Origin of the sequence: Paracoccus endophyticus (assembly GCF_003286075.1) — a bacterium.
GTDB lineage: Bacteria > Pseudomonadota > Alphaproteobacteria > Rhodobacterales > Rhodobacteraceae > Paracoccus > Paracoccus endophyticus.
Genome location: NZ_QLUV01000017.1, coordinates 1 through 21,264, shown reverse-complemented (window position 1 = coordinate 21,264; position 21,264 = coordinate 1). Strand labels below are relative to the sequence as shown.

Sequence of the window (21,264 nt, the reverse complement as noted above, 5' to 3'; positions counted from 1 at the left end):
AAAGCATCATGTCACAAACTCTCACCACGCGTTTCGTCGCGCTGCCATCGCGCGACCGCGTCCTGCTGCTGGCAGTTGCGGCAGTTGCGCTGGCAGCGCTGGCGCTCGGCATTCTCGGCGGTGTGCTGACCGCCTTGGCCCGCGCCGGCTTTATCGAGGTGGAGCCCGACTCCGGCTACCGCTTTCTGACGCTCCACGGCGTCAGCGTCTTCTTCTACTGGCTCTATCTGGCACAGGTCGCGCTGCTTCTGGGCTTTGCGGCGATCGAGGACAGGGGCGGTCTGGCCTGGCATAATAGCGCCGTGGTCGGGGGGCTTCTGATGCTGCTCGGCTTCGGCTTCAGCCTGACCGGCGCCTACATGGGCATACCGCCGCTCTACGACGGCGCACCCGCGCTGCTGGAAGAAGAGCCGGGCACGCTCCTGGTGTTCAATCTCGGCTACATCCTGCTCGGGCTCGGTCTGATGCTGACCCCGGCGGCCGCGATCGCGACCCTCTTGCGCTCCCTCCGGAGAGGTGGACGCGACCGATTGAGCGCGGTCGGCTTCGCGCTGCTGGCTTGGGCAGGATTCCTGATCGTGACAGGATTCGCGGCGCTGCATGCCTTCCTGCCCGGTGCGTTCTGGGCGTTGGGCATCGGGGCATTCCCCGTCGCCCAGGCGACCAACTGGCACATCCTGTTTCACAACCTGCACTATCTGCCGCTGATGGCCACTGTGCTGATGTGGTACGTGCTGATGCAGGCCCTGACCAGGGTGCAGTCGGTGTTCGGGGCTCGGTTCTCGAAGATCGTCTTCGCCATGTATCTGGTCTTCGTGCCACCGACGTCACTCTATCACATGTTCCTCGAACCCAGCCTGCCCGGAGCCGTGAAGGTGACGGGCTCGCTGCTCTCGCTGTTCGTCTCGGTGCCGACGCTGACCGCGTTTCTCATCATTGTCGCCTCGCTCGAAGTGCACGCCCGGTCCCGGGGCGCCCGAGGACTTTTCGGCTGGATCAGGATGCTGCCCTGGCGACAGCCGGCGATGGCGGCCGCAGGCGTCGCGGTGATCAGCATGGCGTTCGGGATCGTGCTGGCCTTCGTCCTCATCCAGGAAAAGCTGGCGCCTCTCCTCTCGGATACGTTCTTCGTTCCGGGCTATTTCCACTTTTTCACTGTCGGCACCGTCAGCATGACCTTGCTGGCGGCGTTCTCGGTGATGCTGCCCGCGCTCAGTGGAAGGGCGCTGGCGTGGCCGGGCCTGATGCGGCTGATGCCGTGGCTTGCCATGGCCGGGCTCCTGCTCTTTGGCGGCGCAGGGGTGGCGGCAGGCTATCTCGGCGTGCCGCGGCGGGTGATCGAGGTGAGCTACGGCGGCGAGGCCCCGGTGCTGTGGCAAACTCTGATGGCCATCATGGGCGTGGGGGGCAGCCTGATGGCACTGGCACTTCTGGTGTTCACGGCGGGCGTTGCCGCGGCCATCGTGCCGAAGCGCAGCGCAACCGCGCCGCAGCTGGCACTGCCGGTGCCTGAATTGGGAGCGGTGCCGCTGCGCGCAGGGGTGGCCGCTTGGACCGGACCCATCGCGATGCTGGTGATCGTGCTGGCCATGTATGGCTTCACGACACTGGGCTTCGAACTGATGCAGAGCCTGCCTGTGACCGCCGTCGGCGGGTCGGGGCATTGAAGGAGAAAAGGCGATGAATGAAGATATCTGGCTTGTTGCAGGCGTGGCGGTGGTCTGGGCACTGCTGGCGCTGGTCTATGCTTTGGCACCCTGGGGCGACATGATCGGCTACGCCCGCGTCTGGGGCTTTGGCGCGACGCTGTTTTTGGGCCTTGCCGTTCTGCTGCAGCGCTCTGTCCGCCGTTCCCGGGCACTTGGAACGGTCACGGACGTTGACCGCCGTCCCTGAGGCTCGGCCGAACTGGTTGCAGGCTGTACTTGTTCGGGGCCGCCTGTGAAGAACGGTGCTCGTCTGCTGGCTCGGGACGCCAGCAGACGAGGCGGTCGAGCGCGGTTGGAGGATGCCAAGGTCGGGGTGAACCAGGTACGGACGCGCGTGATGCCTCGACCTTGACCCGACGCAGAAAAGCAGACTGCGGCCCCCAGTTGCGGGTCTGAGCAGGTAGCAACGGCAATCCCGTGGAGGGAGAATCGACGGAAGTGGATAACAGCCAGTCCAGGAGAGGAGGCTCGGCAGCAAGCGTGATCGGTCTCGGCCTGCTGACCATCTGTGCCGTTTTTCAGATCGGAATGGGAGTATACTTCATTGGCTTGCGGCCAACTCTTCTCCCGGAAGATGAGCGCTTCATTGGCGGCACGTTGGCCGAGGTCTCCCGCTCCGCGCCGGAACTGGCCACCTGGCTCAATCGCGTGTTTGTTGTTTTAGGCGGACACGCAGTGGCAACCGGGCTGCTGGCTTTCCTGGCAGTCTACCTCGTCTCTCGTGGGGGACGACCTTCGAGGATCACCTTGCTGCTTCTCGCCAGCGCCGGGCTGTTCTCAGTCGTTCTCATGAGCGGAATAAATTTCGTGATCGCCTCGGACTTCCGGTGGGTGCTTCTTGTCCCCGCGCTCGCCTGGATTGCCGGCGTGATCACCCTCGGCCTCCAAGCCTTCTCGCTCCGGCGTGGCGGAGATCCTTCTGTGGAAGTCCGGCCCAAGAATGAAAGCGAGCCGTAAGACTGCGGTCACATTCCGGATGAAGCATGCTGCTTCTTGGCGAGCGCTTCATTGGTCAGGTACTGATGACAACGCCCGGCACACTGGCGCCTGCCCTCCCTCGATCCTCCTGCTCCAGTACCAACGACAGAGTGCGGCCCGCGCCTTATCCGTTGCTCTGGCTCGGCGGGGCGATCACGTTCTGCGGCTGCCCGCGGGTAAAGACCTCGATGTTGGCAAGTGTTGTGTCGATGATCCGGTGGACGGCGCTTTCGGTATTGTAGGCGATATGCGGTGTCACGATCACGTTCGGAAAGCGCAGGAGCACGTGGTTCGCGACAAGGGCCTTGAGGTCATATCCTTCAGACAAGGCACCCCGAAAGATCTGTGCTTCCTCACGGATCAGCGGTTCCTGCGGCAATACATCGAGCCCTGCGGCGCGGAGCCGCCCGTCAGCCAACGCCCGAACCAGAGCCGGAACGTCGACGATATTGCCACGGGCGGTGTTGATCAGTACCGCGCCCGGCTGCATCAGCGCAAATTCACGGTTGCCGATCAGGCCGGCCGTGGTGGGCGTGGCCGGCACATGCAGCGTCAGCACATTCGCCGCTCTCAGAACCGCGTCGAGATCATCGTAGCGGAATCCAAGTCGCGCCGCCGCCTCGGCATCGGGGCTCAGGTCGTGGGCCAGAACGTTCATGCCGAAGCCGCCGGCGATCTCGATCACCTTCAGACCGATCCGCCCGGTGCCAATGACGCCAAGCACCTTGCCCCGCAGTTCAAAGCCGCGCAGCCCGGACTGGGAGAAACTCCCGCGGCGGGTGCGCTCGACCGCCTCGATCAGGTTGCGTGCCACGGCGAGCAGCAGGGCAAAGGCATGCTCGGCCACGGTCGCATCACCGTAATCAGGTACGTTGACGATCGTCACGCCATGCGCGGCACACCAATCGCGGTCAATATGATCGTAGCCGGTCGAGCGCGTGGCGATCAGCTTCAGATCGGGGAACTTCGCCAGCACGTCACTGTCAAGCCGCGAATTCACGAAGGTGCTGACGATCTCCGCATCGCCATGCGTCTCGGCGCTGCCTGCGTCCAGGGCTTCGGCGGTGCAACTCACAACATGCGCCGGCTGCAGCCGCTGGCAGGCCCGCCGCTCCCATTCCTCGGCCTCAAAAATGGTAATCTTCATTCGCTGCTCCAAGAACGCGCCCCACTGGACAGTCGGGGCTGCAATCACGCCAAGGGAGAGAAGGCCCGGCCGCTTCATGCCGCCGGGCCCTTGACCGCCGTCGTAGGACGGGGATGGCTACCGAGCCTGCGGAGCCGCCGTCGCGCCGCCCTGCATGAAGCCTTGGATCTCCTCCATGGTTACCTGACCATCGCCATCGCCGTCGGCCATGTTGAACATTCGCGCGTGCACGGCCTGGACCTCTTCGAGCGACAATGCCCCGTCGTTGTTCGTGTCCGCCAGCGCCACCATCATCTTGAGCATCATGGCATGGCTCATGCCACCTCGGCCCATCATGCCACCTGGGCCCATCATGCCGCCTGGGCCCATCATGCCACCTGGGCCCATCATGCCGCCTGGGCCCATCATGCCGCCTTGGCCCATCATGCCACCCGGCTGCCCGCCGCCGTCTGCCATCATGCCGGACTGGTCCTGGTCGTGCTGCCCGGCATTGGCGCCAACGGCTGCGAGTGCGAAACTCGAGGCAACGAGAATTGCAAGGGATCTCTTCATCGTGGTTCTCCATTCCTGTTCTTGGCCCAGAGACTCCGGGCCAGAGCTCGCGCCCATGCAAGCAGCCGGCCGGCTTGGCCGTCTGTTTGGGCCGCAACCGTTTCGGTCTTTCTGATAGACGCAAACGGTCATCGCTTCTTACACTGCCAGAGAGGCTCAACCCCCTCGATCGAGGCGGGGAAGGGGGGAATGGGAACCTGCCCTGCGGCGGCACTCACGAAGTGCAGTGAGGAACGAAGCTGATCGGCATGCCACTGCCGCCGGCAGGCACAAGATGACGAACAGGCGCAGAATCGAGAGCAAGGGAGGCAGTCAAGTTACAATCATTAGGCTGCCGGCTGGTCAGCCCTTGTGCCTCTCAGGCTCCACTCGACCGGGCTTTCACCCGAGCGCAACGGCCAACGGGAGAAACGCGACATCACACCTGCTACTGCCAATGCACGCCGCGCCCGGCGTTACCTGGGCGGGGTGCCACATAGGGAACTCAGCTACGGTGGCCGGCAATCACGCGAGGTAAGGCAGCGCGATGCGATGCGTCTGTCTCATAGGCGCGTCGACCGGCGTACCATATTCGCAGGTTCGCGACACCTTTCGAGGGAGCCAAATGAAATCCATTGTCACGCTCACCCTCAACCCGTCGATTGACGGGTCCGCGCAAGCTGAGACCGTCCGACCCATTCACAAGGTGCGGACCGTGGACGAGCGCTACGATCCCGGCGGAGGCGGGATCAACGTGGCGCGCGTAGTGCGCGAGCTGGGCGGATCGACACTCGCGCTCTATCTCGCCGGCGGTGCGACCGGGGCCATCCTCGACGATCTTCTCGCCGCCGCGGCGATCCCCCGGCGACGCTTCCCGATCACTGATCACACCCGGATCAGTCATGCAGTCTTCGAGCGGTCGAGCGGCCTGGAATACCGCTTCGTGCCCGAAGGGCCGCTGGTCGCTGAGGCCGAATGGCGCGCCTGCCTGGCGGCGCTGGACGAGATCGACTGTGACTATCTTGTGGCGAGCGGCAGCCTGCCACGTGGCGTACCCGCAGGCTTCTATGCCTTGGTGCGGGAGATCACGCAGCGAAAGGGGATCCAGCTGGTGCTCGACACCTCCGGTGCCGCGCTTCGGGCCGGGATCGGCGACGGTGTGCACCTGATCAAGCCAAGCCTGGGCGAGTTCGAGTCGCTTGTCGGGCGCAAGCTTCCCCTGGCGACCGATCAGGAGACAGCGGCGCGCGATCTTGTAGCGTCGGGCGCGGCCGAGATCGTTGCGCTGACGCTGGGGCGAGACGGTGCGTTGCTGGTCACGCCTGAGCGATCCCTGCGCCTGACACCGCCCCAGGTGCCGGTGAAGAGCGCAACCGGCGCCGGTGACAGCTTCCTTGCCGCAATGACGCTTGGGCTGGCTCAGGGGCGCTCCGTCGAGGATGCCTTCGCCTACGGAATGGCGGCAGGCGCCGCGGCGGTACTTTCAGCCGGGACAGGGCTCTCCCAACGGGAGGATGTCGAGCGCCTGTACAAAGAGATCCAAGAGCACGGATAGGTCGGGCAGGGCTTGCGTCTCGAGACCGGCGGCAGGCTTGCAGCTTTGCGGCGATTTGATCAAAATCAATGTGTGCCGTCCGCCGCTGGTGCTTCATGGTAAGGCGATGTCAATGCGCGCGAGCCTTGGACAGAGATTAAACTGCAACCGGCCTGCAAGGGCGTGGGGCTGGGTCGTTCTGCTCTGTCTGCTGGTCGTCATCGGCGGTATGTTCGATTTTCAGCACGATACGTCCACCCACGCGCAGTCGATGCTGGTGGTGGAGGTTGCGCAGTCCGTAGAGGACCGGAGTGATACCGATGCGGCGCCGCTCGTATCTTGCCACGCAAATGTCGCATGCGTCTATCTTGCCGAGCCTGCTCCGGCGTTGCCCGCACCCCTCAAGAAATCCGGTGAGCGGCAAATCGAACCTACGCTGCCCAAAATATCGCAATCAATTGGCGGCATCTTCCGCCCGCCTCGTCTCCCAGCGAACGCCTGAGCGGTGATCTTCGGCGCGTCCCCGCGCCGGCGGCACCACGGAACTTATCGATTCCATGCGCTTGGAGCCACCTACGATGTCCATACTCTTCCGTAACCTACCCCACCCGAAGAACCTAGCCGCCCGCGATAGCGTGGTCGAACGTCAGCTGATTGAATGCCGGAGCGAGTTCCTCCGCTATTTTCGCCGTCGCCTTGCCTGTCCCGAAGATGCCGAGGACGCGCTGCAGGAGTTCTCGCTCAAGGTGATCCGCGCGGCGAATACCTTGCAGGACAACGAGAACATCGGCGCCTGGTTCGGCCGCATCCTGCGCAATACGCTGACCGACCAGTATCGCCGCCGCGCCACGCGACAGCGGGCCGAGGCGGGCTATGCGCTCGAACCGAGGGAAGCGGCGGTCGATCCGGAGCCGGTCGCGACACCTTGCACTTGCGTCCACGACGTCCTGCCGGCGCTGAAGCTGGACTACGCCGAAATCATCCGCCGCGGCGATCTCGACGAAGCGCCGCGCGAGAGGGTCGCGGCGGACCTGGGGATGACGGCCAACAATGTCGGCGTGCGCCTGCATCGCGCCCGCCGGGCGCTGAAGACGAAGCTGGAGGAGCGGTGCGCGGGGTGCTGCGACGGCGGCTTCCAAAGCTGCGACTGTACAGGCACGGGCGGGGTCCCGGCGAGTGTAAGACTGCCGCCGTCGCCGCGTCTGATGGGGCGGAGGTGACAATGAAGGCTCCCGATCACGAGGCGGAGGCCGGCCAGAGCGTCAAGCCGACCTCGGATGCCGCCGTACGCCAGACGCTGGTCGAAAGCCGCCGGCAGCTTCTGGCATACTTGTGGCGGCGGCTCGGCAGCGCCGACGAGGCCGAGGACGTACTTCAGACCTTTGTGCTCCGGGCGCTCTCGCGGGCGGGGGATCTGCGCGATGTCCAGACTGTCCGCGGCTGGTTGAGCCGGATCCTCGCCTCCAGCATTGCAGACCATCAGCGGCAGGCCGCGCGGCAGCGAAAACGGGAGACGGCCATGAGTCCGGAGCAGTTCGACGGATTGTCCACCGTGCCCGATCCCCAACTGGAGGAGGCGGTCTGCAACTGCCTCTACAAGCTCCTGCCAACTCTGAAACCCGAACACGCCGAAGTGATCTGGCGCATTGACCTGATGGAGGAGACGCGGGAGGTGGTGGCGGCACATCTCGACATCACGCTCAACGCGCTCGGCGTACGGCTGCACCGCGCCCGGCAGGCGCTGAAGCGGCGGCTTGAGGAAATGTGCCTGACCTGTCCGGTGCACGGCTATCTCGACTGCGGCTGCGAGGAGGCCGTACGTGCCCGGCGCCGGTACGCAAATGCCCGCAAGGGCGAAGAGCTGTAATGCGCGCGCCTCTTCCGCGTCCTTTTAAGTGAACCAAGAACCAGGCGCATCGCGCCAGTCGAGGAGAACGACGATGACCACCGAAGTGAAATCAAGCGCCAATCAGGCCGCTGGATGCTGTTGCGGCGGAGGCAAGGCCGCCTCAACCAACACGGCGCAGTCTGAGAAGGTGGCGGCGCCGGCGCCAGCCGAAGCGCCGAAAGCGGAGCCAGCAGCCAGCAGCGAGTCGAAGGGCTGCTGCGGTGGCTGATCCCAGTCGAACGCGAGCCCTGGAAAACAGGCTTTGAAGCGACTGCCGGAGGTCGGCCCATGAGCACGGTGACACTGGAGGTCGGTGGCCTCTTCGAGGAACTCGACCATCTCGGGGTCGAGAAGCAGCTGCGGCAAGAGCCGGGCGTGCGCCGGGCGGTGGCCAATCCTGCCTCCGGCAGCGTCACAGTCGACTTTGACCCGGGCGCCACCAGCGTCGAACGGCTACAGTGGATCATCGGTTCGTGCGGTTTTCGCTGTCGTGGCGAGGTCACGCCGCGTCACGTCTGCACCCCGGACGCCACGCAAGCGCGCGCTGCGCATGAGGAACACGGCACTGCACCCGCACGGGACCAGGTGGCCCACGAGATGGGCCACGGCGCCGGCATGGATATGGCGGCGATGGTTCGCGACATGCGCAACCGCTTCTGGATCGCGCTCGCCTTTACCGTGCCGCTCTTCATCTACTCGCCGATGGGCGGGATGTTCACGCCGCCGGCGCCGCCCTTCGGACTCGATCTCGACCTGTGGCTGTTCTTCCTGGGGACTGCAGCGATAATCTATCCAAGTTGGCCATTCTTCACCGCTGCCGGGCGAGCGTTGAGGAACGGCGTGCTCAACATGGCGGTGCTGGTGGTGTTGTCGGTCGGCACCGGCTACCTGTTCAGCGTCGGTGCGACCTTCTTCTTCGACGGCGTGCAGTTCTACGAAGCGGTTGCCGTGCTCCTCGTCTTCATCCTGCTCGGCCACTGGCTGGAGATGCGGGCGCGCGCCGGCGCCTCGGCGGCAATCCGGGCACTGCTCGACCTTGCTCCGCCGATGGCGACAATCCTGCGCGACGGACGCGAAGTCGAGGTGCCGACGGCCCAGGTCCAGGCTGGCGAAACCGTGGTGATCCGGCCTGGCAACAAGATCCCCGTCGACGGCGAGGTCCTGGAGGGCGAGTCGCTGGTTGATGAGTCCATGCTCACAGGCGAGTCCATGCCGGTGCAGAAGGCGCCCGGCGACCTGGTGATCGGTGCCACCATCAACAAGAGCGGCAGCTTCCGCTATCGCGCGACCAAGGTCGGCGCCGATACTGCACTCGCCCAGATCGTCAAGCTGGTGCAGGAGGCGCAGAACTCCAAGGCCCCCGCGCAGCTCCTCGCCGACCGCGCCTCGCAATGGCTGGTGGTGATCGCCATCGTGATCGGGCTCGCGACCTTCGCGGTCTGGTTCTGGTGGATCGGCCAGCCGCTGCTCTTCGCGCTGACGCTGACGATCACCGTGTTCGTGATCGCCTGCCCCGATGCGCTGGGGCTCGCCACGCCGATGGCGGTGATGGTTGGTACCGGGCTCGGAGCGACGCATGGCATCCTGTTCAAGAACGCGGGTGCCCTGGAGAACGCCACCAAGCTCGACGTGATCGTCTTCGACAAGACCGGCACGCTGACCATGGGCGCGCCCCGAGTCGTCGGGATCGTCGCGGCTGAGGGTCACCCGGAGGATGACGCGCTCCGCGCCGCGGCGGCGGTCGATCGCGGCTCGGACCACCCGCTGGCGCTGGCGATCGTTGAACGCGCCAAGGAGCTCGACGTGCCGCAGACCAGCGGCTTTCTCAACCGCGAAGGCATGGGAGCCCAGGCCGAGATCGAGGGCGAGACCGTTTTCGTCGGCAATCGCCGTCTGATGGATGCGGAGGGCATCGATCTTGGGGGGCTCGCCGCCGACGCCGAACGGCTGAAGGGCGAGGGGCGCACCGTGGTGCATGTGGCGCGGGGCGGCCGTCTGCTGGGCCTGATCGCCATCGCCGATGCGCCGCGGCCGAGCGCCAAGGCCACCGTCGCCCGCCTGCGCGAGCGCGGTGTCGAGGTGGCGATGCTGACCGGTGACAACGAGGGTACCGCCCGTCGGATCGCCGGCGAGCTCGGCATCTCAATGGTGCTCGCTGACGTGCTGCCGGGCCAGAAGGCCGACAAGATCAAGGAGCTGCAGGCCCAGGGCAAGCGCGTCGGCATGGTCGGCGACGGCATCAACGACGCGCCGGCGTTGACCCAGGCCGATGTCGGCTTCGCCATCGGGGCCGGCACCGATGTGGCAATGGAGAGCGCCGATGTGGTCCTGATGAAGAGCGACCCCTACGATGTCGTCGCCGCCATCGCACTGTCGCGGGCCACCTTGCGGAAGATGCATCAGAATCTGTTCTGGGCGGTCGCCTACAATGTCGTGGCATTCCCCATGGCGGCGGGCGTGTTCTACCCCTTGGTCATCAGCCCGGAGGTGGCGGCCCTGGCCATGTCGGGCAGTTCGGCCCTGGTGGCAGTCAACGCGCTCCTCCTCAAGCGGACCCGGCTGGACGGGGTAGACAACGGCCGGATTTCGGCCGCCGAGACGGGTCAGTCGTTAGCCGTTGGATGAGCCGGCGGAATCAAAACAAAGGATACGGATCATGGATAGCAATCAACATGAGGGTCTGCGCCGCTTTTTCGCTTCCCCTACCAACCTGGTGCTCCTGGGCTTTCTTGGCGTCGGCGGCTTCTTCCTGATTGCCGAGCACTGGGCGCATCTGGTCGGGGCGGGACCCCTGTTGCTGCTGTTGCTGTTCTGCGGAGGCATGCACTTCTTCATGCATGGCGCGCATGGAGGCCATGGCGGGCACGGTGGAAATGCCGGCCGAGACGATCGGGCAGACGACGCGGCGCCCCGTGACCCCAACCACAAACCGGACAGGTGATCGGCAATGACGGACACTGCGCCTGCCTACGGGCTCTGGTAGCTGGTTGTGCTCAACTCGGCCATCTTCATTCTCTTCGCCTTCAGCTTCTTCAAGCCGCAGACTGCGCGCGACTGGCGCTCGTTCGGGGCGTTCAGTGCCTTCCTCGTCGCGCTTTTCACCGAGATGTACGGCTTTCCGCTGACGATCTATCTTCTCTCGGGCTGGCTGCAGAGCCGCTATCCTGGAGTGGACTGGCTGTCGCACGATGCCGGCCATCTGCTGGAAATGCTGTTCGGCTGGAAGGCCAACCCGCATTTTGGGCCGTTCCACGTCTTGAGCTTCGTCTTCATCGGCGGCGGCTTCCTCATGATCTCGGCGGCCTGGAGGGTTCTCTATGAGGCGCAGCGCCGGCACGCGCTCGCGACCACCGGCCCTTACGCCCATGTGCGGCATCCGCAGTATATCGGCTTCGTTCTCGTGCTCTTCGGATTCCTGCTGCAATGGCCGACCCTGCTCACCCTGCTGATGTTCCCGGTGCTTGTCGTCATGTATTCGCGCCTCGCCCGCGCCGAGGAACGCGAAGCCCTGGCTGAGTTCGGGGAAGCCTACTCACGCTACATGGCCGAGGTGCCGGCTTTCGTCCCGAAGCTCTCGCCCGTGGCCGGTCGAGGGCCCGGCGGCGGGCGGCAGTATCCCTAGCTCCTCGCCGCCCTGAACCCTGACCCCTGACAACAGAACTTGGTGAGGACACAATGAACCCAAGTGGAAAAACCCGCGTCGCCATCAATGGCTATGGTGTCATTGGCAAGCGCGTCGCCGAGGCCGTGGCTCGGCAGGATGATATGGAGATCGCCGGTGTCGCGGATATTGCAACCGATTGGCGCCCCCGTATGGCCACGCAGAAGGGCTTCCGCCTCTTCGGCGGCTCTGCCGAGCACATGCAGACCATGCGCGATGCGGGCCTTGCAGTCGAAGGAACTCTTGATGATCTGCTGGATGCGGCAGATCTGGTCGTCGACTGCACACCGAAGCGGGTCGCGGCCAGAAACGTCGAGTTTTACCGGCAGCGTGGCATCAAGTTCATCCTCCAAGGCGGCGAGAAGCACGGGCTGACAGGCCACTCCTTCGTGGCCGAGGTGAACTATGCCGGCGCCCTCGACCGCGACAGCACCCGTGTCGTTTCCTGCAACACCACTGCGACGGTTCGAACCTTGGCCGCGCTGAAACGTGCGGGCCTGCTGCGCCGCGCGCGGGGAACGCTGCTCCGGCGTGCCACCGACCCTTGGGAAAGCCACGAGGGTGGGATCATGAACACGCTGGTGCCCGAGCCGGAGATCCCGAGCCATCAGGGTCCCGACGCACAGAGCGTCGATCCCGATCTCGACGTCGTCACCATGGCCGTCAAGGTTCCGGAAACCCTCGCCCACCTGCATTACTGGTCGGTGCAGATGAACCGCCACGCCAGCAAGGAAGAGGTGCTGGATGCCTTTCGGTCCTCCTCTCGCATCGCCCTGATCCGTCTCGACGCCGGACTGACGGCGCTCAATACGGTCAAGGAGCTGATGGCCGATCTCGGTCGGTCGCACGACAACCTGTATGAGGTCGCGCTCTGGGCCGACATGCTGAAGGTCGAGGGCGACGAACTCTTCTATGCCTACATGGTGGACAATCAGGCGATTGTGATCCCAGAGACGATCGACGCCATTCGGGCGCTCACCGGATCCATCCGCGAGCCCGGCAGTTCCATCCTCAAGACCAACGCGGCGCTCGGCATTGGCCTGATCGCTGATGCGCTCGGCCAGGGATGAGGCCCGGCACAACTTCGGCGATGGTCCGTTGTGGCGGCGGCAGGGGTCTGCGCGCTGAACAGGGCAGCGTGCGCACCATGCGCTCGGATCACGATTTCATGAACGAGGATATGCGGCGCTCGTGCTTCTTGCGCCGCAGCCGCACTCACTGGAGCCGGCGCGCCGCCCGCCCGATTGTCTCCAGCCCGCGCACACCCCAGCCGCGTCGACGCCACTGAGGCAAGGTTACTTCCGCGGCGTCATCGAGATCCCACTGGTACTGAGTCCGTAGTGCCCCGGCCAATGTCCGGTTGCGCGCCAACATGACTATCTCCTGGTTAACAAACAGGCTGAGATAATCGAGGTTTGCCGACCCGATGACGGCCCATTCTCCGTCAATGACGGACGTCTTGGCGTGCAGCTTGCGCGGCAGATACTCGTAGATCCGCACTCCGGCCCTCAGGAGCGGCTCGAACGCGGCGCGGGTCGCCCAGCCGGCCACCAGCGGGTCGCTCCGCCTGGGTAGCAGCAGGCGAACATCGACGCCTCGGGTCGCTGCAGATCGCAGCGCTGTCTCGACGATCGTGCCCGGGCCAAAATAAGGCGAGGTGAGATACACGTGCCGGCGCGCGTTCCTGATCAGGCCGACGTGCAGGCAGGCGAGCCGCTGCTGGCAATGGCGGGAATAGCTGGGCACGAGCAACGCCTCGATGCCGGCCATGTTTTCGGGGATAGCCTCGGCGACAGGCTGTCTCCGATGGTGCCAGAGCTGATCGAACAGTGCGGCGGCCAAGGGTGCGAGTTCGCCTCCCACGCGCACGTGACTATCGCGCTGGCGTGTTTCGCCGTGGAGCGCGCGAGAATTAAGGCGTTCGATATTGAAGCCGCCCAGGAACGCCTCCCGATCGTCCACGACGAGGAGCTTGCGGTGGTTGCGCTGCCGGTACTGAAGCGGCCGCCGGAGTCGGAATGGATGAAACCACCGGAACCGGACGCCAGCGCGTTCAAGTTCGCTCTGCAGAGGTCGACGGGGCCGGAGCCCTGAACCGAAGCTGTCGAGGTGCACGAATACGTCAATGCCGGCACGAGCCTTCCTGGCGAGCGCAGCGGTGAAGCGAGCAGCCACCTCATCATCTGCAAAGATGTAGGATTCCAGGCGGACACTGCTTTCCGCGCGCTCGATTGCCGCAACCATCTCCTCGTAGAGCTCGTCGCCCTCGACAAAGAGCCTGAAGGCACCTCGGCCCTCGTTCAGAGCCGGGATGCAGATCCAGGTTTCATGCTGCGGACTCTCGTTCTGCGGCTGGGTTCCGCCATTTTTGGGGGCTTTGCCCCCTCGGATTGAACCTTCTTGGCTGCCTCGAATGAACATCCGGTACCTTCGTTTCTTCGCAGGCTCCTTTGCCGGTCCGACGTTGTCTACCATGACATCCCACGGGATCGAGCCGTAGGGTCCAGTTCAGACCACTTCCCCGGCACGCGCCTCCCGGGCCACGGCGATCATGCGCGAAAGACACCAGCGGGCGTAGACCGGAGCGCCGAGCGGTCCGAGCAGGCGTCCCGTGGTGGTTCGCGGCAAATTGTAGGCGATGAACAGCCAAACCCGGCTTCCCGGCCCGTCCGGCACAACCTCGAAACCGAGGCGGCAATCGCCAAACACCAGGAGCTTCGGCTCCTCGATGGTTTCCCAGATCTTTCCGCATGGTGGATGCCGTTCGATGACGCGTTCCACGACTAACAGCGTTAGGCCAAGAACAGAGCCGTCAACTCGGATGATCGACCCAACCGCTCGTCCCTCTGCAGCGTCGAGGCGGTAGCGCATGGATCCACCCAGCATCATGGCCGAAGGTTTCGTCATGTGCCGTCCGAGCCGAAGGGGATTGTCGAGGATCGAGAAGACGGCCTCTGGCCGGGCATCCACTGTTGTCTCGGCAGCCCGTGAGAAGGAATAGCTCACCTGCTTTCTTTCCTTGCAAGCTCTGGACAACAGCGCCAACCATCGTCGCAATTCTGGTCGCACGCAGCAGCAAATGACGCGGGATAGAACTGCCCGCTCGGAGCTCAGATCGCTACGAATAAGCCGCGGCACGGCTCAGCCCGGCCATCCTGGGACATGTATCCCTGTTTCGCGTCGGTCTGAAGTTTGGGACGTTCCTTGAGGTGAACTGAGGACCCGGCGGAGGCGACATTCCCGCTGGGTTGAACTGGTGGATGCGGACGGTCAGCCGGCAGCCGGCACCACAGGGTAGCCTGCAACAGCCAATGCGGCTTCAAACGGCTGCGGCGGCAGATCGGATGACACCTCGACCGTGCGACTGTCTTGATCGATAGCGATACGCGCATCCGCATCGACGGACTCGATGGCACGGGTGACGCTGCGGGCACAGCCGCCGCAGCTCATGTCGGGGATATGAAAGCGCATGAGACCTTCCTTGGCTCCTATCATGGCTGACAAGATGGGAGCTTCCAGCGCGGGAAGGTCAAGGGACGCTCGCCGCGGAATCTTGACCTTTGCGCGAACCGCCGCAATCTGCCCGGCATGGCTGCAAGACGTTCCCATGCCGGTGGTTTGTTGGCGCGAGGGCTGATCGTTCTGATCATCGCTGGCTTGGCTGCTGGGGCGGTGTGGTTCTCCAGCCGGGCCTCCGATCTGCAGCGCGGAAGTGCGCTTTATGCCGAGCATTGCGCATCCTGCCACGGAGCCGGGCTGGAGGGACAACCGGACTGGCAGATCGCCGGTGACAACGGGGTTTTACCCGCTCCGCCACACGATGAGACCGGCCATACCTGGCACCATGACGATGCCATGCTGACCGATTACATCCGCCGCGGCGGTCAGGCCGTGCTGGATGACATGGGTGTGGCCATGACATCGGGCATGCCGTCTTTCGGTGAGATCCTGGATGACGGCGATGTCGCCGCCATCCTCGCCTTCATCAAGTCGCGCTGGCCTGACCGGATACGCGCTATCCAGGCGAAACGGAACGGCGGCTAGGCGCCGCTCGGGTCAGGGACAAGCCTTCGGCCCCTGTCATCGCGGCGGCTACCATGGCGCTGTCGTCGGTCAGCGTGATCACGAATGCGTCGCCGCTGCAGAGAGCAAAGCTATGACCAGAAGATGTCCTGAGCGGTTGTTTGGTACTGTCTGGCAGGCGGCATCATGTCGCAACCTGCCTTGGCCGTTTTCGGGTGTCATCTTGCGATACTACGTGTGATCATAGCATTGACAGATGATCGATGCTTGCCCGCTTCCTGAAGGGCAGGAGGAAGAGAACGAACGGTCTGATGAGCAGGGGTATGACAAAGGGCATGAGGCTTCGCGGCTGCTGGAGGCAATGGCTGGCAACCGCATGGCTGATCGTGGCTTTCGCCGCCCTGGCTCTGCAGGCCGGCGCCCACGCTCTTCCGGCAGGACACACGGTCCATGCCGAGCCGGCCATCGCCGCGAGCCTGGACCAGGGCTGCGATCACTCCCATGCGTCGTCCGGCTGTGCCCGGACGATTTCCGGGGATCAGGACGGCTCCAGCGGGAGCGGGCCAGGTTCTCAGGACGACTGCTGCAATCAGCTCTGCACGATCACCGCCCTTTTGCCCGAGAGCACGGAGGCTCATCCGCCTTCCAACGTTGAGGCCCCTCGCAGCATCCTGGCAGACCGTCTGGGGCGGATGCCCAAGGGGATCCTGCGGCCACCACGTTCATCCGCTGCCGCGTGAAGGCGTTCCGGGACCGAGAGGTCCGCGCCTTCCGGCTGCTTCGGCCGACAGGCCGATAACGTCCTTCGGACATCAACGATCACTCGGGAACTGCGCGTGTGCTGTGTGATGCCGCGTTTCCCCGACATGGATGAACAGCAATGAAACGAACTGCAATCGCCCTTTCCCTTGGCCTCGCGGCGGGGCTGCCGACTGTTGCCCTCGCACAAGCCGGGCATGACACCCACCACCCTGCACAGGCGCAGGAACAGGCCGCCCCCCCTGCTGCCCCGACGATGCCGATGCCGGGTATGCCGGACCAGATGCAGACCATGATGCAGGCCATGCCTGCCGAGTGCATGACCGCCATGCAGCAGATGATGCAGGGCGGGATGATGCAAGATGCGGCCGATGCATCGAAGGCTGCCGGAGCGGCGTCGGCCGACGGGAACGTTCCCGAGTTCACCCGCGCCTATGTGGACTCCATGGACGCGATGCACGGGCCGATGATGGAGGGCATCATGGCCGATGATCCCGACACGGCCTTCGTCCGGGGCATGATCCCGCATCATCAGGGCGCGATCGACATGGCCCGGATCGTGCAGAAATACGGCGACGATCCGCAGACCAAGGCATGGGCCGAGGAGATCATCGCGGCGCAGGAGCGCGAGATTGCCGAGATGGAAGCCTGGCTGACGGAGAAGGGCACTCCATCAGCCTTGAATCTGGGTCCGACGAGCGGAACAGTCTATTCCGCCGACGAAGGAGGCAACACCCTCAGTGCCATCGATCTGGGAACGGGATCCGTGACCACGGTGCCTCTGCCCCTGTCGCCCCATAACGTCGATCTGACGCCGGACGGGCGCTTCCTGCTGGCGGTCGGCACACCGGCCAGTGGCGGCCACGGGGACGACGGACATGATCATGCCGACAGCGGTACTGTCGGCGGCCTTCTGGTGGTGCTCGATCCCAAGGATCTCTCGCAACAGGCGACTAAGGTCGAGGTCGGCTCGCATCCCGCCCATGTGGTGGCCGACCGGCAGGGGCGTGCCTTCGTCTCGCTGTCGGGCAGCAACGAGATCGCCGTCGTCGATCTGGCGCAGGGTGCCGTCACCGCCCGCATCGAGACCGGCGCCTCTCCGCACGGGATGCGCCTCAGCCCGGACGAAACCGAGCTTTACGTCGCCAATGTCGAGGACGGCTCAGTCTCGGTCATCGACACGGCCGGCCTGACCGAGGCGGCACGCATCCCCGTCGGAGCCGCCCCGGTCCAGGTCGGCTTCACCCCGGACGGCGGCAAGGTCTATGTCTCGCTGCGCGACGAGAACCGCGTGGCGGTCATCGACACCGCCACGCGCGAGGTAACGGGCAGGATCGAGGTTGGTCCCAATCCGATCCAGATGATCGCAACCCCAGATGGCAGGCAGGTCTATGTCGCCAACCAGGGGACCGAGGCCGCGCCGAACGACACCGTGTCGGTGATCGACACGGCGACCGGTGAGGTTGCCAAGACGCTGAAAACCGGTCCTGGCGCGCATGGTGTCTCGGCCTCGGCGGACGGCGCCTTCGTGTTCGTGACTAACATCGCGGACGACAGCGTTTCGGTCATCGACGTCGCGCGTCAGGAGGTGCTCGGATCGGTGCCGGTGGGCGACCGCCCGAACGGCGTCGTCTATGGACCGTCAAACTGACCGGATCGCAGAATCTGGCGCCGGGTATCCCGGCGCCAGTCCGATCAAGGCCACCTCACCAAACTTAGCCTCTCCGGCACCGCTCGCGCGGCTCTTCCTCAGCGCGAGCCGATCAGAGGAAAGAGATCATGCGAAATACTTATGTTGTGGCGATTGCCGCGATTGCCACGGGCGGCGCCTGGTGGCTCTGGAGCCAATCCGATGCCGGAAGGCCGCCAGAAGAGGGCCAGGCTCTTGTTGCCGTAACCATGCCGGCCACGCTGTCACCCGAAGCCCAGGCCGGCCAGCAGGTCTTCGCCGCCAGTTGCGCATCCTGCCACGGCAACGATGCCGAGGGGCGGGCGGGGATTGCGCCACCGCTGATCCACAAGATCTACGAACCGAGCCACCACAGCGACATGGCCTTCGTCATGGCAGCACGCAACGGGGTGCGTGCCCATCACTGGCCGTTCGGAAACATGGCCCCGGTTCCGGGGCTCACGGATCCAGAGCTGGCCGGCATCATCAGCTTCGTGCGCGAGGTCCAGGTTGCGAACGGCATTCGGTAAACCGCTGATCTTTGGCAACTTGGTGCCGATTGACGGCCTGTCCAGGCTGGCTCGGGCGCAACCGTGGTCAGCGTGCAAGTCGCATCCTTCAGGGCAAAGGGGACTGGAATGAACATCGTCGAAGCCGCCCGTGCCTCGGGTCTCATCCCCAAGACGATCCGCTATCACGAGGAGATCGGTCTTTGGAACCCGCAGCGCAGGCCGAACGGCTACCGCCATTTCAGCCGCGATGATGTCCACCAGTTGAAGTTCCTGAGCCGTGCACGGCAACTCGACTTTTCGCTGCAGGGCTGTCGTAATCTCCTGACGAGCCGCAGCAGCGCCAACGTGCGCGAGATCGCCACGCGCCATCTTGCCCAGGTCGAGGAAAGGTTGGCTGACCTGTCGCAGCTGCGTGTGGCCTTGTAGCATCTCGTCCAGAGTTGTGCCGGCGACGGGCAGCCGGGGTGCTCAATCCTCCATGCGCTGGCAGGAGATTGCCCGGACCCGAGCCGGCTCTAGCTGCAGTTCCGCTCCGCCTGGACGGCGGGGATGCGGTCGCGTCGAACTCGACTTGATGAACGCGAGGATGGCGGCGAGAGCCAGCATGCCCCATGTCATGGGGACGTCCATGTTATCCAGGACCGCCTCGCTACCCCAGCGGATATAGTCCGTCAGCATCGTGTCATCATGGCGCCAAATATCGCCGGATGCGTCAGGCGGCGAACAGGGAGAACCCCGCTTGCACTCGATCCTACAGCGCTTCGCCAAGAGAGATGAGAGTGCAAATCTTCACTCCGATTGACGTTTCGACGCCATCTTGCGCTCCCTCTCCAGAGCGCCGGCCTCAGCAACACCTTCCGATCAGTTCTGCTCGTCCACGAACAGCAGCCAGACCGCGACGAACAGGGCCGCGATCAGCGGGCCGATGACGAAGCCGTTCATGCCGAACAGCGCCAACCCTCCGACGGTCGAGACTAGGATCAGGTAGTCCGGTAGGCGCAGGTCCTTGCCGACCAGTTGCGGCCGCAGCAGGTTGTCGATGGTGCTGATGACCAGAACGCCCACCGCCAGCAGCAGAATGCCCCGTCCATAGGCGCCGGTCATCAGCAGGTAGACCGCCACCGGAACCCAGACGAGCGCCGCGCCCACGGCCGGCAGCAGCGACAGAAAGGTCATCAGCGCCCCCCACAGCAGGGCCGCGCCGATCCCGAGCAGCCAGAACGTCACGCCGCCGATCGTTCCCTGGACCAGCGCGATCGTCAGGTTGCCCTTGACCGTCGCCTTCACCGCCGAGGCGAAGCGCTCGAAGATCCGCCGGGTGTGGCTGTCGCTGAGCGGGCTCGCCCGCCGGATCACCGCCGCGATCCGGGGGCCGTCGCGGAACAGGAAGAACAGCACGTAAAGCATGATGCCCAGCCCGACCACGAACTGCGCCGTGCTTTGGCCGATGACGACTGCCTGCGCCGCAATGCCGCGCATCATTTGACCCAAGACCGAAGTGACGCGGCGCTGCAGCTCGGAAAGATCGTCCATGCCGAGGAACGCGAGTCCGTCGATAACGAAGTCGGGCAGCAGGTCGGAGAAGTGCTGCAGGCCGGACGCAAGGTGGAATCCGGGCGTGCCGATGCGCGCGTAAAGGCTTGATGCTTCCCGCACCAGCGAGGCGAGGAGGATCGCCCCCGGGATCACGGCGAGGCAGATGCAGGCCGCGAGGCTGAGCGCCGCGGCGAGATTCTGGCGCCCGCCCGAGTAGCGCAGCAGACGCCGGTGCAGCGGATAGAAGAGGATCGCCAGGATGATCGCCCATAGCAGCGCGCCGTAATAGGGCAGCAGCAGCCACATGAAGGCCAGGGTGACCAGCACCATCGTGGAAACGAAGCTGATGCCTTCGATCGTTCGGCGCTGCATCGGATGGCCCATGTGCGGCGGTTATGGTGGCAACCCGGGCGGGCCGGGAGATCGGGCCGTCACGGGGAAGCGGCATCTTCCATTGCCGTGATGGATGGCTGCCGTTCTAGTCCGCGATCCGGCCCGCGATCAATCCGCGACGGACCGGCAGGCAATAGACAGTGTTGTCACCAAGTTAATGTGTCGCTGTCGGGGCAATTTAGAAATGTCGCAGTTGGACCTGGACGCGCTAGTGCCCGAACTCCTTGCGATGGGCGATGACATCGGGGCGGAACAGGATGCTGAGTTCAGGAGCAAATTTCGGCGGGGGGCGCTTGCGCAGCCGATAGCCGCGCCGACGTCGACGGCCGGAGGGCAGGTGGCGCCACAACTCGCCCCGACGGCCTTCCTCGGAGTAGACATGGCGGTAGATGGTCTCGTGGCAGACCCGGATCGGAGCCTGCTCGTGCCGCATGCGGCCAGCGATCTGCTCGGGCGTCCAGCCGGCGCGCAGACAACGCTCGACCTGGTCGCGCAGCCGGGGCTCGCGCATCAGTTTGCGCTGCCGTATCCGCCGGCCATTGCTCAGGCTCTGCGCCACGATGCACCAGTAGCCACTGAGCCGGGGCACCTCGCTGTCGTGGAAGTGGTTGCGCCGAAGTTCCCGGAAGATGGTGGAGCGGTGCCGGCCAAGCCGGTGCGCCATCTCGTCAGGGCTCATCTTCGCGTGGCGCCAGCGTTCGATCCGGCGGCGCTCTGCCAGGGAGAGGTGAGAGTAGCGAACCTTCATTCCCGTGTCCTTTCGTTGCCAAGGTCATGATTGGCATCAAAAGTCGCACTTCAGGATAGCGCGTCCCCCGTCTACAGACAGTGTTGTCACCAAGTTAATGTGTCGCTGTCGGGGCAATTTAGAAATGTCGCAGTTGGACCCGCCGGAGCATGGCCGGGTCGGGCGGAGACCTCCGC

At 64.7% G+C, this 21,264-nt stretch carries 23 protein-coding genes and 1 pseudogene; 16 read left to right on the top strand and 8 right to left on the bottom strand.

What is annotated here, in order from left to right:
* Positions 1-8 precede the first annotated feature (8 nt).
* From DPQ23_RS13870 to DPQ23_RS13860, 3 genes are all read left to right on the top strand, one after another.
* On the top strand, positions 9-1,667 hold the full coding sequence (locus DPQ23_RS13870) for a cbb3-type cytochrome c oxidase subunit I (RefSeq protein ID WP_162630759.1): 1,659 nt from the start codon (positions 9-11) through the stop codon (positions 1,665-1,667).
* A gap of 13 nt (positions 1,668-1,680) precedes the next feature.
* Entirely contained in the window at positions 1,681-1,896 is a 216-nt protein-coding gene (locus DPQ23_RS13865) for a hypothetical protein (RefSeq protein ID WP_112875383.1), read from the top strand.
* 230 nt (positions 1,897-2,126) lie between these two features.
* Positions 2,127-2,666, top strand: a complete 540-nt coding sequence (locus DPQ23_RS13860) for a hypothetical protein (RefSeq protein ID WP_162630758.1) — start codon at positions 2,127-2,129, stop codon at positions 2,664-2,666.
* Positions 2,667-2,811: 145 nt separating this feature from the next.
* Here DPQ23_RS13860 and DPQ23_RS13855 read toward each other — a convergent pair whose 3' ends face one another.
* Positions 2,812-3,834, bottom strand: coding sequence for a hydroxyacid dehydrogenase (locus DPQ23_RS13855; RefSeq protein WP_112875381.1), 1,023 nt, complete (start codon positions 3,832-3,834; stop codon positions 2,812-2,814).
* 117 nt (positions 3,835-3,951) lie between these two features.
* Positions 3,952-4,386 carry an EF-hand domain-containing protein gene (locus DPQ23_RS13850; protein ID WP_112875380.1) on the bottom strand — a complete coding sequence of 145 codons (435 nt, stop codon included), beginning with the start codon at positions 4,384-4,386 and terminating at the stop codon, positions 3,952-3,954.
* Positions 4,387-4,990: 604 nt separating this feature from the next.
* On the opposite strand from DPQ23_RS13850, the gene DPQ23_RS13845 reads away from it, so the two are divergent.
* The 9 genes from DPQ23_RS13845 to DPQ23_RS13815 all read left to right on the top strand — a co-directional run bounded on the left by DPQ23_RS13845 (position 4,991) and on the right by DPQ23_RS13815 (position 12,518).
* The gene (locus DPQ23_RS13845) at positions 4,991-5,920 is read left to right on the top strand and encodes a 1-phosphofructokinase family hexose kinase (protein WP_112875379.1); all 930 of its coding nucleotides are present in this window, start codon (positions 4,991-4,993) and stop codon (positions 5,918-5,920) included.
* Positions 5,921-6,032: 112 nt separating this feature from the next.
* Positions 6,033-6,401 (top strand): hypothetical protein, encoded by a 369-nt coding sequence (locus DPQ23_RS15495; RefSeq protein ID WP_162630757.1) that lies wholly within the window; start codon positions 6,033-6,035, stop codon positions 6,399-6,401.
* Between the two features lie 76 nt (positions 6,402-6,477).
* Positions 6,478-7,119: an RNA polymerase sigma factor gene (locus DPQ23_RS13840; RefSeq protein WP_162630756.1), complete on the top strand. Its 642-nt coding sequence runs from the start codon at positions 6,478-6,480 to the stop codon at positions 7,117-7,119.
* A 2-nt stretch (positions 7,120-7,121) separates the two neighbouring features.
* A complete protein-coding gene (locus tag DPQ23_RS13835; protein WP_112875377.1) occupies positions 7,122-7,766 on the top strand; it encodes an RNA polymerase sigma factor in 645 nt (214 codons plus the stop codon).
* Between the two features lie 73 nt (positions 7,767-7,839).
* The gene (locus DPQ23_RS15490; RefSeq protein ID WP_162630755.1) at positions 7,840-8,016 is read left to right on the top strand and encodes a hypothetical protein; all 177 of its coding nucleotides are present in this window, start codon (positions 7,840-7,842) and stop codon (positions 8,014-8,016) included.
* Positions 8,017-8,075: 59 nt separating this feature from the next.
* A complete protein-coding gene (locus DPQ23_RS13830; RefSeq protein WP_112875376.1) occupies positions 8,076-10,412 on the top strand; it encodes a heavy metal translocating P-type ATPase in 2,337 nt (778 codons plus the stop codon).
* Positions 10,413-10,443: 31 nt separating this feature from the next.
* Complete coding sequence (locus DPQ23_RS13825) at positions 10,444-10,728, top strand: DUF2933 domain-containing protein (protein WP_112875375.1); 285 nt, start codon at positions 10,444-10,446, stop codon at positions 10,726-10,728.
* A 48-nt stretch (positions 10,729-10,776) separates the two neighbouring features.
* Positions 10,777-11,409: a methyltransferase family protein gene (locus DPQ23_RS13820; protein WP_240602798.1), complete on the top strand. Its 633-nt coding sequence runs from the start codon at positions 10,777-10,779 to the stop codon at positions 11,407-11,409.
* Positions 11,410-11,462: 53 nt separating this feature from the next.
* The gene (locus DPQ23_RS13815; protein WP_112875374.1) at positions 11,463-12,518 is read left to right on the top strand and encodes a type II glyceraldehyde-3-phosphate dehydrogenase; all 1,056 of its coding nucleotides are present in this window, start codon (positions 11,463-11,465) and stop codon (positions 12,516-12,518) included.
* Positions 12,519-12,663: 145 nt separating this feature from the next.
* Here DPQ23_RS13815 and DPQ23_RS13810 read toward each other — a convergent pair whose 3' ends face one another.
* The 3 genes from DPQ23_RS13810 to DPQ23_RS13800 all read right to left on the bottom strand — a co-directional run bounded on the left by DPQ23_RS13810 (position 12,664) and on the right by DPQ23_RS13800 (position 14,919).
* On the bottom strand, positions 12,664-13,923 hold the full coding sequence (locus DPQ23_RS13810; RefSeq protein ID WP_112875373.1) for a phospholipase D-like domain-containing protein: 1,260 nt from the start codon (positions 13,921-13,923) through the stop codon (positions 12,664-12,666).
* A 33-nt stretch (positions 13,924-13,956) separates the two neighbouring features.
* Positions 13,957-14,454 carry an SRPBCC family protein gene (locus DPQ23_RS13805; protein ID WP_112875372.1) on the bottom strand — a complete coding sequence of 166 codons (498 nt, stop codon included), beginning with the start codon at positions 14,452-14,454 and terminating at the stop codon, positions 13,957-13,959.
* A 264-nt stretch (positions 14,455-14,718) separates the two neighbouring features.
* The gene (locus tag DPQ23_RS13800) at positions 14,719-14,919 is read right to left on the bottom strand and encodes a heavy-metal-associated domain-containing protein (RefSeq protein ID WP_112875371.1); all 201 of its coding nucleotides are present in this window, start codon (positions 14,917-14,919) and stop codon (positions 14,719-14,721) included.
* Between the two features lie 117 nt (positions 14,920-15,036).
* Between DPQ23_RS13800 and DPQ23_RS13795 the strand changes: the two genes are divergently transcribed.
* The 4 genes from DPQ23_RS13795 (at position 15,037) to DPQ23_RS13780 (ending at position 18,837) form a co-directional block, all read left to right on the top strand.
* On the top strand, positions 15,037-15,492 hold the full coding sequence (locus tag DPQ23_RS13795) for a c-type cytochrome (protein ID WP_112875370.1): 456 nt from the start codon (positions 15,037-15,039) through the stop codon (positions 15,490-15,492).
* Positions 15,493-16,513: 1,021 nt separating this feature from the next.
* Positions 16,514-17,881 (top strand): CopM family metallochaperone, encoded by a 1,368-nt coding sequence (gene copM / locus DPQ23_RS13790; protein ID WP_240602796.1) that lies wholly within the window; start codon positions 16,514-16,516, stop codon positions 17,879-17,881.
* Between the two features lie 128 nt (positions 17,882-18,009).
* Entirely contained in the window at positions 18,010-18,429 is a 420-nt protein-coding gene (locus DPQ23_RS13785) for a cytochrome c (RefSeq protein ID WP_112875368.1), read from the top strand.
* Between the two features lie 108 nt (positions 18,430-18,537).
* Positions 18,538-18,837: a MerR family transcriptional regulator gene (locus tag DPQ23_RS13780; RefSeq protein ID WP_338067059.1), complete on the top strand. Its 300-nt coding sequence runs from the start codon at positions 18,538-18,540 to the stop codon at positions 18,835-18,837.
* A gap of 42 nt (positions 18,838-18,879) precedes the next feature.
* Here DPQ23_RS13780 and DPQ23_RS15485 read toward each other — a convergent pair whose 3' ends face one another.
* From DPQ23_RS15485 to DPQ23_RS13770, 3 genes and pseudogenes are all read right to left on the bottom strand, one after another.
* Entirely contained in the window at positions 18,880-19,089 is a 210-nt protein-coding gene (locus DPQ23_RS15485) for a hypothetical protein (RefSeq protein ID WP_162630754.1), read from the bottom strand.
* Positions 19,090-19,272: 183 nt separating this feature from the next.
* Complete coding sequence (locus DPQ23_RS13775) at positions 19,273-20,331, bottom strand: AI-2E family transporter (protein ID WP_240602794.1); 1,059 nt, start codon at positions 20,329-20,331, stop codon at positions 19,273-19,275.
* A 220-nt stretch (positions 20,332-20,551) separates the two neighbouring features.
* A pseudogene (locus tag DPQ23_RS13770) lies at positions 20,552-21,088 on the bottom strand (IS30 family transposase); the annotation flags it as partial.
* Positions 21,089-21,264: the final 176 nt, after the last annotated feature.